General features: G+C 68.9%; 13 protein-coding genes. 9 read left to right on the top strand and 4 right to left on the bottom strand.

What is annotated here, in order from left to right; all coding sequences use genetic code 11:
* A partial coding sequence (locus tag DXK32_RS32825) for a hypothetical protein (protein WP_114861940.1) occupies positions 1-211 on the bottom strand: 211 nt, incomplete at its 3' end.
* A gap of 39 nt (positions 212-250) precedes the next feature.
* Between DXK32_RS32825 and DXK32_RS30535 the strand changes: the two genes are divergently transcribed.
* Positions 251-1162, top strand: coding sequence for a lytic transglycosylase domain-containing protein (locus DXK32_RS30535; protein WP_114861938.1), 912 nt, complete (start codon positions 251-253; stop codon positions 1160-1162).
* 60 nt (positions 1163-1222) lie between these two features.
* Here the strand turns inward: DXK32_RS30535 and DXK32_RS30530 are convergent, their stop codons facing one another.
* The gene (locus DXK32_RS30530; RefSeq protein WP_114861937.1) at positions 1223-1600 is read right to left on the bottom strand and encodes a hypothetical protein; all 378 of its coding nucleotides are present in this window, start codon (positions 1598-1600) and stop codon (positions 1223-1225) included.
* Positions 1601-1862: 262 nt separating this feature from the next.
* Here DXK32_RS30530 and DXK32_RS30525 point away from each other — a divergent pair, with 262 nt between their 5' ends.
* Both DXK32_RS30525 and DXK32_RS30520 read left to right on the top strand, forming a co-directional pair.
* Positions 1863-2288 carry a hypothetical protein gene (locus DXK32_RS30525; RefSeq protein WP_114861936.1) on the top strand — a complete coding sequence of 142 codons (426 nt, stop codon included), beginning with the start codon at positions 1863-1865 and terminating at the stop codon, positions 2286-2288.
* A gap of 42 nt (positions 2289-2330) precedes the next feature.
* Positions 2331-2771, top strand: coding sequence for a hypothetical protein (locus DXK32_RS30520; protein WP_114861935.1), 441 nt, complete (start codon positions 2331-2333; stop codon positions 2769-2771).
* Between the two features lie 81 nt (positions 2772-2852).
* Here the strand turns inward: DXK32_RS30520 and DXK32_RS30515 are convergent, their stop codons facing one another.
* Positions 2853-4931 (bottom strand): cellulase family glycosylhydrolase, encoded by a 2079-nt coding sequence (locus DXK32_RS30515; RefSeq protein ID WP_114861934.1) that lies wholly within the window; start codon positions 4929-4931, stop codon positions 2853-2855.
* 425 nt (positions 4932-5356) lie between these two features.
* Here DXK32_RS30515 and DXK32_RS30510 point away from each other — a divergent pair, with 425 nt between their 5' ends.
* Positions 5357-5758: a hypothetical protein gene (locus DXK32_RS30510; RefSeq protein WP_247877419.1), complete on the top strand. Its 402-nt coding sequence runs from the start codon at positions 5357-5359 to the stop codon at positions 5756-5758.
* 56 nt (positions 5759-5814) lie between these two features.
* Here DXK32_RS30510 and DXK32_RS30505 read toward each other — a convergent pair whose 3' ends face one another.
* Positions 5815-6150, bottom strand: coding sequence for a hypothetical protein (locus tag DXK32_RS30505; protein ID WP_114861932.1), 336 nt, complete (start codon positions 6148-6150; stop codon positions 5815-5817).
* A gap of 251 nt (positions 6151-6401) precedes the next feature.
* Here DXK32_RS30505 and DXK32_RS30500 point away from each other — a divergent pair, with 251 nt between their 5' ends.
* From DXK32_RS30500 to DXK32_RS30480, 5 genes are all read left to right on the top strand, one after another.
* Positions 6402-7664, top strand: a complete 1263-nt coding sequence (locus tag DXK32_RS30500) for a GTP cyclohydrolase II (RefSeq protein ID WP_114861931.1) — start codon at positions 6402-6404, stop codon at positions 7662-7664.
* Complete coding sequence (locus DXK32_RS30495) at positions 7661-8872, top strand: URC4/urg3 family protein (protein ID WP_247877418.1); 1212 nt, start codon at positions 7661-7663, stop codon at positions 8870-8872. Before DXK32_RS30500 ends, DXK32_RS30495 begins: the two co-directional genes overlap by 4 nt.
* A 29-nt stretch (positions 8873-8901) precedes the next feature.
* The gene (gene upp / locus DXK32_RS30490) at positions 8902-9537 is read left to right on the top strand and encodes a uracil phosphoribosyltransferase (protein WP_114861930.1); all 636 of its coding nucleotides are present in this window, start codon (positions 8902-8904) and stop codon (positions 9535-9537) included.
* Between the two features lie 148 nt (positions 9538-9685).
* A complete protein-coding gene (locus DXK32_RS30485; protein WP_114861929.1) occupies positions 9686-10705 on the top strand; it encodes a BMP family protein in 1020 nt (339 codons plus the stop codon).
* A gap of 196 nt (positions 10706-10901) precedes the next feature.
* Positions 10902-12449, top strand: a complete 1548-nt coding sequence (locus tag DXK32_RS30480; protein ID WP_114861928.1) for an ABC transporter ATP-binding protein — start codon at positions 10902-10904, stop codon at positions 12447-12449.
* Positions 12450-12499: the final 50 nt, after the last annotated feature.

The following is a 12499-nucleotide window of genomic DNA, read 5'->3' as shown; positions in this document are numbered from 1 at the left end:
TTGCCGCCGTCGCGCTTCTCAGCGGCCCCGGCGTCGTGGGAGCCGGGTTATAGGCGGGTTGGCCAAACCCGGCAAGAGCTTTTTTCATCGCTCCGCATTTTTTCGGAAACGCCAGCGTCACAATGAGCCATTGGTCACAGAACCATTGGTCACAGAGAGGGCCATTCAGGATTTGAGGGAAATGTGCAATCTTGCCGTCCCGGTCACCCACCGGTCATCCGATCGATCGTCACAACAGGTGGACGGCACTGTGCGTTTCAGAAAATCGCTCCTGACGGCGGCCCTTCTGTCCGGCCTTCTCGCGGCGTGCGCCAGCGATCCGTCATCCTCCTCCCGCGACGCCAACATCGACGCCCATATATCGGAGGCCTCGCGCCGCTTCGGGATGCCGGAGCAGTGGATACGCGAGGTCATCCGCCAGGAGAGCGGCGGGCGCACCATGATGAACGGGCGCCCCATCACCAGCCACGCCGGCGCCATGGGGCTGATGCAGGTGATGCCGGTGACCTATTCGGAGATGCGCCGCAAGCACGGGCTGGGGTCCGACCCCTATCACCCGCGCGACAACATCCTGGCGGGCACCGCCTATCTCCGGGAGATGTACGACCTGTTCGGCTCGCCGGGCTTCCTCGGCGCCTACAATTGCGGTCCGGGCTGCTACGCCGATTATCTGGCCGGCAACCGCCGCCTGCCCGGCGAGACACGGCGCTACATCGCGTCGGTGTCGCCGCGCCTGGAGGGCGGCATCACCGGCGGCGCGGTGGAGGTCGCCAGCCTGCCCGCCACGCAGCCTCCGCCCATTTCCGCCGCTCCGGCCCCGGTGCCGGTGACCCCGGTGCCGGCCCCGCCGGTCGCCCCCCTGCCGCCGCCGGTCATCGGGGCCACGCCGCTGCCGGTGAAGGTCGCTGCGGCGGGCGGCTGGACCGTCCAGCTCGGCGCTTTCCGCTCCCCCGACGACAGCGCCCGCATCATCGACCGGGCGCGCCGGTCCATGCCGGGCACGCTGAGCCGCACGGAACGGGTGGTGCAGACCGTGGACACCCAGAACGGGCCGCTCTACCGCGCCCGGCTGACCGGCCTGACCCAGCAGGACGCGGCGCAGAGCTGCGCGAGCCTGACGGGCATGGGCATGGCCTGCTTCGTGGTGCCCCCGGGCGCGTAAGCGCCCGGTACTCCAATGACAAGCGCCTGAGCGCCCGGCATCACCAGGTTTGACGCGGGATCAGATGTCGAGCGGCAGGGAATCGAGGTCCAGACCCAGGCGGCGGACGATCTCCGCCGCCGTGTTCAGGTTGGTCTCGAACTTCCAGGTCTGGCCGTTGGGACGATATTCGTTGACGTTGGGGCGCCCGTTCGCGAAGCGGTAGGGCTGCACGCTGTACCAACGGGCGTCGCTCATGCCGATCCCCTGCTCCGCGGCGTAGGATTCGGCAACCTGCGGCCAGATGATGCCGCCGGGCTGGGTGGGCTGGTCGCTGTCCAGGAAAGCGACGATGCGGACGCCGTTCAGCTCGAAGTCCACGCGCTGTTTCACACCACCGCCGGTGGAATTGTCCGGGACGGACGCGGACGAAGTCTGCGGCACTGTTACCTTTTCCATGACCTATAGCTCCGATTTGTCTGACAGCGTATAGGCAGTGGCGCACAGGGACCAGAGGCAAAATGCTCCCACCGGCCCCACCGGCTTGCAAAAGCGGCGGCCGGGTCCCGCTCAAGGTGCCGGGGCGGCGGCGCGCACGGCTTTCGTCATACCCTGCGATCGAAGAATTACCGCGGCCGGGCCATCGTTGGGGATTCCCACGGACCGTGCGATGCGCTAGATTCGGTTTTGGTTTTGTTCGCAGCCACCATCCCTGGTCAGAATGGCCCGCCTCATCGACCGTCCCGCCGAATATCAGGACCGTTCCATCGCCCCCGGCACCGCCGCTCCACGATGCGAGCATTGCGGGCGTCCGCACGGCCATACGTTGCGCTGCCTGCCGGACGGCCGCTGGCTGTCGCCCGACGGGATCTGGTTCAGCGACGAAGGCGACCCGGCCCCCTGGCCGGACGTGGTCGAGTATGCCGGGGTCCGGACCTCCCGCAGCATCGTCGGACAATACCGCCGCGCCGCGGCGATCGAGCGGTCCACCGAGAAGGCGATGGCCGAGAAGGCGATGGAACGGCGGTGGCTGTGCCGGCGTTGTCATATGGTCACCGCGCGCGACGAGCATCGGCGCGTCACCCGGACCCGGTCCCTGATGCGCCTCGCGCTCGGCGACCTGTTCGAGGGAACCTACACCATCTGAAGGGCTGCTCGGCCCTTCCGGGGAAAGAAAGCCAGACATTCCATGCAGAACGGACATTCGACGCGCCGCGGGGCCGAGCCGCGGCGCACGGTGGGGGACTCCGCTTCGCGCCCCGCGAGGCCGGTCGATCCGGTCGTGATGGCTCTGAACCTGCTGAACGGTTCCCGCACCCGGGCGGCGCTTCTCAAGGCCGTGGAGGAGCGGGTGAAGACCGATGCGGAGGAACGCCGCCGCTTCGCCGCCGCCGCCGGACGGGTGCAGGGCGCCACGGGCGAGCAGGCGCTGACCCAGGCGGTCGGCAATTACCTGCGCGACCTGTCCCGCCTTCCCGAAGCCGGGCGCAGCGGGCCCTATCTGTGGCTGGCAGAGACGGTCGCCGTCCTGGCCGGCGGCGGGCGTCCGGGGCAGCCGGCCAGCCTCTTCCGCGACCCGCGGGCCGAGGCGGAAGCGCTGTTCCGCCCGCGCGGAGCGGCCTCGGCGTAACGGCGGCGCTGGAAAACGGGAGAAGCCCGGCGCCGGAGATTCTCCGATGCCGGGCGATTCCTCAACGGACCCCGCGTGCGATCAGGCGATGGTGCCGTCGAACAGGGCCGGCTCGATGGCGTGCATCTTCGCCGCGTTCACCGCCCAGTCGTCGGTCATGATGCCGCCGGTATCGCCCGAGCCGGGGCTCCAGGCCCAGTAGGTGAAGCTGACGCCCTGGTCGCCCGCCGCCAGATCGGACTTGCCGTCGCCGTTGTAGTCGCCGTCCATGTACTTGACCATGGCGTCGAGCCACTGCTTGTCCTGGCTGGTCTCCAGCTTGGTGCCGAACTCGCCGACCAGGACCGGCGCGATGTCCTTCTGAACGATCCAGCCCCAGGCGTCCGTCCAGATGTCCTTCATGTTGTTCGGATAGCTGGGATCGTTGAACCAGCCGAAGCCGGCCATCGACGGCGGGTAGTCGTGGACGGAATAGACCAGCTTGTTGTCGACGTTGAAGTCGACCGGGTCGGTCTTCACGCCGTCCAGGTTGCCGCCCCACCAGTAGGTGCCTTCGGACGAGTTCTCGACGCCCTCGACGATCAGCAGCCAGTTCGGGTTGACCGACTGCACGGCGTTGCCGATGCGCTCCGCCGCGGCCTTCCAGTCGGTGGCCTGGTTGCCGTCGCCCCAGGTGGCTTGGCCGTGCGGCTCGTTGTGCAGGTCGGCGGCGACGACCGACGGGTTGTCGGCGTAGCGCTGGGCCAGCATCTTCCAGTTTTCGATCATCTTCGATTCCGGGTACTGGTCAGTGTACCAGAGCCCGTTCTCGTTGGCCGAGGCGCCGTCGCCGGAGCGGTGGTGGTCGAGGATGATCTTCATGCCGGTCTGATCGGCGTATTCGATGATCTTGTCGAACACCTCGAGGCTGGTCTTGCCCTGAAGCTCCGGGTTCTTCGAATAGTCGATGCCGGTCGGCATGCGGCCGTTGTCCAGCATGGCGTCCGACCAGGGCAGGCGGATGGTGTTGAACCCCTGGTCCTGCATCTGGTTCATGATGTTCTTGTAGCTGTCCTGCCACAAGCCCTGCGGGGCGAAGGCGTAGCCCTCCGCGCCGAACCAGTTGACGCCGGTCAGCTTCACGTTGTTGCCGGCGCTGTCGACGATCTGGCTGCCCTCGGTGTGCAGGTAGCCGCTGGACCCGGCACCGCTGTCGGTGGAGGGGGTGGTCACGGGGGCGGTCGGCGCGGCCGGCGTCGTGCTCGGCGACGTGGAGGGCGCGGAGGCGGACTCGGCGGTGAACAGGCCCTTGTCGGCCTCCACCACCAGCGTGCCGTTCCACCACAGGTCGGCCTGCCCCTTGATGACGTCCTTGCCGTCGAGCGCGCCCTTGTCGTAGCTGACCGCGGAGTCGGTCGGGGCGTATTCGTGGCCGTTGATGGTCACGCTGCCGACATGCAGGTTGCGGTCCTGGCCGTTCACCGTGGCGTCGTTGTCGTACTGGACCTGGATCTTGTGCGCCTGATCGGCGGCCAGATCGGTCTTGAAGGAGAAGTCCTTGGACTCCGTGCCGGCCGTGCCCTCGCCGATCTTCTTGCCGTCCGCCAGCACCGTGAAGTGCGCGTTCTGGCCCGCCGCGGCGGTGCCGTGGGCGTTGACGGTGATGGTCGAGGAACCGGTGGCGGCGGAGGCGCCGCTGCCGCCCGTGGCGGCGCTGTCGGCCTCCGGCGCGGCGGGGGTGCTGCCGGATGTGGCCGTATTGGTGGCCGTGTCGGGCGTGGCGCCGTAGAGCGACGCCGGGGTGGAGAAGCTCAGCGCCCCATTCCACCACAGGCCTTCCTGGCCGGCCATGGTCCCGCCGGCATCGTCGTGCCGCTCGTAGCTCGCGTCGGTCGGGCTCAGCGTGTGGCCGTTGATGACGATGGACTTGATGCCCAGGTCGCGGTTCGACCCTGCGTTCACATCGTCGTTGTCATAAACAACCTGGACTTTGTGTGCCTGACCAGAGGAAACGTCAACGTCGAATGTATAGGCTTTCGGCTCGGCCGAGCCCACCGACGCCTGACCAACATCCTTGCCGTCGATCGTCAGACGAAAGTGAGGATTCACAGCGTCCGAAGAGGTGCCATAGGCGTTCACGACGATTTTGGACTTGGTCAAACCAGTGGAGGTCGTCGCCATTTGTCTATTCCATTGCGGTTTCGATGGCTAGACCGTGGCGCCAGATGGTTAACGAGATACTAACAATTCCTTTAAAATAAATTAACCATTTGTGGCAAATGGGAGCGGCCGACCGCAGGCGTTGCCTGATGCGGCGGCGCAACAGCAGGCCAGTCCTGGCTTTGCGGGGGGTGTGCCCCGGCCGTTGCCGCCGTCCTTCCGCAGGGCCGTTCGGCGGCCTTGCCCCAGCCTGGTCACAGGGGGGAGCGCCAGCGGGTTCACGTCCGGGGGTCGCCCGTCGTCCCGGTATGGACAGCGTGGTGCGGGCCGGCGCGGAGCCCCGCCCTTCCGAAGTGTCAACCCGCGGGAGAAGCCGTGCGTGCTACACTGTGCGCCGTGACGGATGGTGGATGATGACGGTCATGAGGATTGTGGCGGCCCCGAGGATGGCGGCCCCGAGGATGGCGGCTCTGGCGGCGGCCCTGGCAGCCACGCTTGCCGGCGCGCCGGCGCAGGCGGCGCAAGCGTCTCCAGCCCCCGCCGTAGGGCAGAGCGTGTCTCTGGTGACCACCAGCGGGGCGGCCACCTTCAAGCTGTGCCGCAACTGGGTGTTCACCCACACCTGCCGCGAGTATGGCAACGTCGCGGTGCCCGCGCGCATCGCGGCGGGCGATTCGTTTGAAATCACCTTCGGCAGCAACCCGAAGACGATGTGGTTCCGGGTCAAGGCCGTCCTGCTTCAGGACGGTCGCTGCCTGCTGATCCCCAAGCACGAGGACATGCCCGCCAAGGGCGAGGACGAGCCGGTGGACATGCTGATCGTGGACCCGTGCCGCGTCCTGAAGTGACGGTCCCGCGGTAAAGGCGCGCCCGGTCGCGGGCCGCCTTCCGCAGGACGGCGGACTCAGCGCAGCGGGATGTTCATCTGCACGCTGAGGCCCGGGGCGGGCGCGTAATAGACCGGCGGCGGCGGTGCGTAGACCACGCGCGGGGCCGGGGCGTAATAGACCGGCGGCGGGCGGCGCATCACCACGACGGGCGGCGGCGGCTCGTAGATCACCACGGGGCCGTGGCCGCGGTGGTGATGCTTGTGCTTGTGCTTCTTCCAGCGCCCATGGTCGTCGGCCAGCGCCGGAGCGGCCAGCGCGACGGTCAGCACCAGGCTTCCCAGCGCCACGCCCCAGCCCCGCTTGCTGAGCCCACCCTCGCCTGAATGGCCCGCGCCTGTGTGGACGGACATTCCCTGCATCCTTTTTCTGCAATCGGTTGACCCGATCCTAACAGCAGATCGTGCGCCCAAGCTCCGGCTCCAACCATCCGCCCTGGGACAAATTTCGGGCACCCCTTATTCCCCGAAGGGGGTGCTCCCAGGCGGAAATGACGGGTCGAAAACCGAACGAACGTCAGAGGTTGCGGCCATTCGATTTGGTGTTCGCAGGCGCCAAAACTGTGTCACACTGTCGCATGGTGAATGGCATCGGGAGCGTCCGTATGGAAAGCCGCCGCAACCAGCCGCAACGTCACATCGTTCTCGCCTCGCACCCGACCGGCGGCGCTAAGCCGCGCTACACCCCGGTCCACTGGGGCGCTCCCACCGCCGCGGAGCGCGGGCCGGTCGTCGCCTCCCTCTCCGACCCGGCGCAACGCAACGCCATCGGCGCCCACGCGGGCAGCTACGCGGTCTACCGGGCGCTCGCCGTCGCGGCCGGGCAGCTCAGCGCCTATCACGTGCCGGACCTGACCAACACCGCCCCCGCGGAGCCGATCGGCCCGCATCCGCAATGGGGCGATCCGGAGAAGATCGTCTCCATCGACCCCTTCGGCCACATGGTCAGCGAGGCTTTCGGCGATCATCTGGCGCGCGGCGTCGACGTCCGCCCGACCATCGCGGTGACCAAGGCGCGCATCAAGATGCCGGAGCTGGTGGACGCCATGCGGGCCGGGCGTCTGGCGGCGGACGGCCAGATCCTGCTGCCGAGCGGCGACGCCCGCGTGACCAAGGTGGCCATCGAGCCGGTGTGGTTCCTGCCCGGCATCGCCAAGCGCTTCGGCATCACCGAGAGCGCGCTGCGCCACGGCCTGTTCGAGCACACCGGCAGCATGTTCCCGGAGCTGGTGACCCGCCCCGACCTGAAGGTCTTCCTGCCGCCGATCAACGGGCTGACCGTCTACATCCTGGGCGACGTGGCGGCGCTGACCGACCCGGCGCGCAAGGTCGCCTGCCGGGTCCATGACGAGTGCAACGGCTCGGACGTCTTCGGCTCCGACATCTGCACCTGCCGTCCCTACCTGACCCACGGCGTCGAGGAGTGCATCCGCACCGCCCAGGAGAACGGCGCCGGCCTGGTGATCTACAACCGCAAGGAAGGGCGGGCGCTGGGCGAGGTGACCAAGTTCCTGGTCTACAACGCGCGCAAGCGGCAGCCCGGCGGCGACCGCGCGGAGGCCTATTTCGAGCGGACGGAATGCGTGGCCGGCGTTCAGGACATGCGCTTCCAGGAGCTGATGCCCGACGTCTTCCACTGGCTGGGCGTCACCCGCATCGACCGCATGGTGTCGATGAGCAACATGAAGTCCGACGCCATCCGCCGCGCCGGCATCGAGATTGTGGAGCAGATCCCGATCCCGGACGAGCTGATCCCCGACGACGCCAAGGTGGAGATGGACGCCAAGAAGGCCGCCGGCTATTTCACCCCCGCCGTGCCGACCGCGGAGGAGCTGACCGTCGCCAAGGGCCGGGGGCTGACCGATTGAGCGCCGTCAGCGACGATGATGTGGGGTGGCTGCTCTCCGCCGACGCGGTGCGCCAGCGCGCCCACGCGATCCTGGCGAAGGCCGAGCGCGGCGACCTCGCCCATTTCGCGTTCCACCCGGAGCGGATGGAAGAGGCAGCCGCCCTGGTCGCCGCGGTGACGCGGGAGTCCTACCCGGACCTCGACGTTCCCTACCACAGCCGTTGGCGGCACTTCGTGGTGGAGGGGGTGGACCGCTGGAAGGCGCTGGAAGCCCGGCTGGACATCCCCGACACCGACGAGATCGCGCGCATCCGCTTCGACCTCGCGGTGACCAGCGTCCTGCTCGACGCCGGGGCCGGCGACCGCTGGCGCTACCGCGACGCGGCGGGGATCGAACTGGCGCGCTCCGAAGGGCTGGCCATCGCCAGCTTCGACCTGTTCCGCGCGGGCGGCTTCGCCAACGATCCGGTTGTGGCTTACTTGCGCGCCGACGCAGCGGCCCTCTGCGCGATGACCGAGGAAAGGCTCGCCCGCGGCTTCCAGGCCGGGCCGGACAACCCGCTGGTCGGGCTGGAGGGGCGTGCGGCGCTGCTCCGCCGTCTGGGAAGCGCGCTGACCGCCGCCCCCGACCTGTTCGGCAGGCCGGGGCGGGTCGGCGCCCTCTACGACGCGCTGAAGGCGCAGGCCGTGGACGGGACGCTTCCCGCCTCCGCCATCCTCGACGCTGTGCTGCGCGGGCTGGGGCCGATCTGGCCGGGCCGGATCGAGCGCGGCGGCGTCAATCTGGGCGACAGCTGGACCCATTCGGCGGTCGGCCTCGTCCCCTTCCACAAGCTGTCGCAATGGCTCAGCTACTCGCTGGTCGAGCCGCTGGAGGGGGCCGGCATCGCCGTCACCGGGCTGGACCGGCTGACCGGCCTGCCGGAATACCGCAACGGCGGGCTGCTGGTGGACAGCGGCGTGCTGATGCCGAAGCACCCGCGCCTCTTCACCGACGAGCTGGAGGTGGGGGACGAGGCGGTGGTGGAATGGCGCGCCCTGACCGTCGCCCTGCTCGACCGCCTCGCCGACGCGGTGCGCGCGCGGCTGGGCGTGCCCGCGGAAAGCTTCCCGCTCGCCAAGGTTCTCCAGGGCGGCACCTGGACCGCCGGGCGCCGGATCGCCCGCGAGCGCCGCCCCGGCGGCGGCCCGCCGATCCGCATCCGCAGCGACGGAACCGTCTTCTGATGTGACGCCAACCACCCGAAGGGTCGCCCATGCCCATCCCGACACTCACCGTCATCGACCATCCTCTGGTCCAGCACAAGCTGACCCTTCTGCGGCGGCGGGAGACCCCCACCGCCCGGTTCCACGAGGTGATGCGGGAGGTGTCGCAGCTCATGGGCTACGAGCTGACCCGCGACCTTCCCCTGGAGGACCGCCCGGTGGAAACGCCGTTGGCCAGCTTCGACGCGCCGCTGCTGACCGGCAAGAAGCTGTGCCTCGTCTCCATCCTGCGCGCCGGGCAAGGGCTTCTCGACGGCATGCGCACGCTGCTGCCGTCGGCCCGCATCGGGCACATCGGCCTCTACCGCGACCAGGAGACGCTGACCCCCGTCGAGTATTTCTTCAAGGTGCCGGAGGACATCGAGGAGCGGCTGGTCATCCTGGTCGATCCCATGCTCGCCACCGGCCACACGGCGGTCGCGGCGGTGCACCGGCTGAAGGACGCGGGTGCGGCCTCGATCAAGCTGGCCGTCCTGGTGGCTGCCCCGGAGGGCTTGCGCACCTTCCACGACGCGCATCCCGACGTGCCCGTCTTCACCGCCGCGGTGGACGAGCGGCTGGACGGGAACGGCTACATCCTCCCCGGCCTGGGCGACGCGGGCGACCGGCTTTACGGCACCCGCTGAGAATCGTTGCCGCCCTTTTGGTCACATGCCACCCTGCCGACCCGTGAGAGCCGCAGCAGGGCTGACGCGCACGGAATGGCATTGCCGTTGCAACGCCTCTGCTGCATTTCTGAGCTGAAACAGCAAAGCAGACGGAGGGGGTTTTTCCATGGGGAACGTGATTGGGGGGAGCGTATTCGGCGTGGCGCGGCGCGCCGTCCTGTGCGGCGCTGCGGCGGTCGCCGTCGCGGCGATGGCTCTGCCCGCCTGGGCCCAGTCGAAGGTCAAGGTCGCCGGCATCTACACCGTGCCGATCGAGCAGCAGTGGGTCAGCCGCATCCACACCGCCCTGAAGGCCGCCGAGGCCCGCGGCGAGATCGAGTATGTCTGGGCCGAGTCGGTCGCCAACACCGACTATGAGCGCGTGATGCGCCAGTACGCCGAAGGCGGCCAGCAGCTGGTCTTCGGCGAGGTCTTCGGCGTCGAGCGCGCGGCCCGCGCCGTCGCCAAGGACTATCCCAAGACCGCCTTCGTCATGGGCTCCAGCTTCAAGCCGCAGGAGCCGAACTTCTCGGTCTTCGACAACTACATCCAGGAGCCGGCCTATCTGACCGGCATGATCGCGGGCGCGGTGTCCAAGTCGAACGTCATCGGCATGGTCGGCGGCTACCCGATCCCGGAGGTGAACCGCCTGATGAACGCCTTCATGGAGGGCGCCAAGGAGGTGAACCCGAACGTGAAGTTCATGGTCAGCTTCATCGGCTCCTGGTTCGACCCGCCGAAGGCCAAGGAAGCCGCCTTCGCCATGATCGACCGCGGCGCCGACGTGATGTACGCCGAGCGCTTCGGCGTGTCCGACGCCGCCAAGGAGCGCAAGGTCCTGGCCATCGGCAACGTCATCAACACCCAGCCGCAGTATCCGGAGACCGTGGTCGCCAGCGCGCTGTGGCACATGGAGCCGTCGGTCGACCGCGCCATCGCCGCGGTGAAGGCCGGCAGCTACAAGGCCGAGGATTACGGCCCCTACAGCCAGATGGTCCACAAGGGCTCCAGCCTCGCCCCGCTCGGCACTTTCGAGGGCAAGGTTCCCGCCGACGTGATGGCCAAGGTGAAGGCCCGCGAGCAGGAGATCCTCGACGGCAAGTTCACCGTGAAGGTGAATGACAACGAGCCCAAGTCGACGATGTGACTTCCTAACTCCTTCTCCCTCCTGTGAGGGAGGCCATCGAACCCTTTCCCCTCCGGGGAGAGGGTGGCCCGAAGGGCCGGTGAGGGGGTTGCGCTTTTGCCGGACGTGCCGAGACGCGCAACCCCCTCACCCTAACCCTCTCCCCGGAGGGGAGAGGGAATATGTTTCTTGCCTCCCCGGCACCCCGCGGACATCCATGACATCACCCCCCATCGTCCTCCGCCTCTCCGGCATCACGAAGCGGTTCGGGCCGCTCGTCGCCAACGATTCGATCTCGCTGACGCTCCACAAGGGCGAGGTGCTGGCCCTGCTGGGCGAGAACGGCGCCGGCAAGACGACCCTGATGAACATCCTGTTCGGCCATTACGTGGCCGATGAAGGAACCATCGAGGCGTTCGGCCAGCCGCTTCCCCCCGGCTCCCCCCGCGCGGCGCTGGCCGCCGGGATCGGCATGGTCCACCAGCACTTCACCCTGGCCGACAACCTGTCGGTGCTCGACAACATCGCCGTGGGCACGGAGTCGCTGTGGCGCCCGCGCTCCGACCGCGCCGCCGCCAAGGCCAAGCTGCTCGACCTCGCCCGCCGCTTCGGGCTGGAGGTGCGGCCCGACGCGCTGGTCGGCGACCTGTCGGTGGGCGAGCGGCAGCGGGCCGAGATCCTGAAGGCGCTCTACCGCGACGCCCGCGTCCTGATCCTGGACGAGCCGACCGCGGTGCTGACCCCGCAGGAATCCGCCAGCCTGTTCGACACGCTGCGCCGCCTGACCGCCAACGGTCTGGCCGTGGTCTTCATCAGCCACAAGATGAACGAGGTCTTCGCGGCCAGCGACACCGTCGCCGTTCTGCGCGGCGGGCGCCTCGTCGCCACCCGCAAGACCGCCGAGACCGACCGCGAGGAGCTGGCCGAGCTGATGGTCGGCCGCGCCCTGAAGCCGCCCACCCCGATCCCGCTGGAGCCGGGCGAACCGGTGCTGACGCTGTCCGGCGTCACCGTCGCCTCCGGCCACGGGCGCCCGCTGCTCGACGGCGTGGACCTGACCATACGCCGCCGCCAGATCGTCGGCATCGCCGGCGTGTCGGGCAACGGGCAGACCGCGCTGGCCGAGCTGGTCAGCGGCCTGATCCCCCCCGACTCCGGCACCATGGCGCTGAAGGGCGAGGCCATCGGCAACGCGGAACCGGCGGAGATGGTCCGGCGCGGCGTCGCCCGCATCCCGGAGGACCGCCACGCCGCCGGCCTCGTCGGCGCCATGGCGGTGTGGGAGAACCTGATCGCCGAGCGCTACCACGACCCGGCCTTCCAGCGCTTCGGCCTGATCCGCCGGGGCGCCGCCCGCGCCTACGCCGAGGAGGTGATCGAAGCCTTCGACGTGCGCTGTCCGGGACCGGACGCCCGCACACAGCTGCTGTCCGGCGGCAACATGCAGAAGCTGATCCTCGGCCGCACGCTGGCCCACGGGCCGGACCTGATCCTGGCGAGCCAGCCGACCCGCGGCCTGGACGTCGGCGCGGTGTCCTACGTCCATGGGCGGCTGCTGGAGGCCCGCGCCGCCGGGGCCGGGGTGCTGGTGATCTCCGAGGACCTCGACGAGATCCTGGCGCTGGCCGACGGCATCACCGTTGCCTATCACGGGCGCCTCACCCCCGTTCTGCCCCACGGCCGCGTGTCGGTCCGCCAGCTCGGCCTGCTGATGGCCGGGCATTGGGAGATTTTGCCGGAGATCGTCGGGGGGGGCGTGCCATGAGATACCGTCACGCTGAGCAAGCGATTTTTTCAGGCGGCAAGCTTTTGCTC

The organism is Azospirillum brasilense (assembly GCF_003349955.1).
In the GTDB taxonomy this organism is placed as follows: domain Bacteria; phylum Pseudomonadota; class Alphaproteobacteria; order Azospirillales; family Azospirillaceae; genus Azospirillum; species Azospirillum brasilense_B.
The sequence above is the reverse complement of the archived record's forward strand: the minus strand, read 5'-3'. Positions and strand labels throughout refer to the sequence as shown.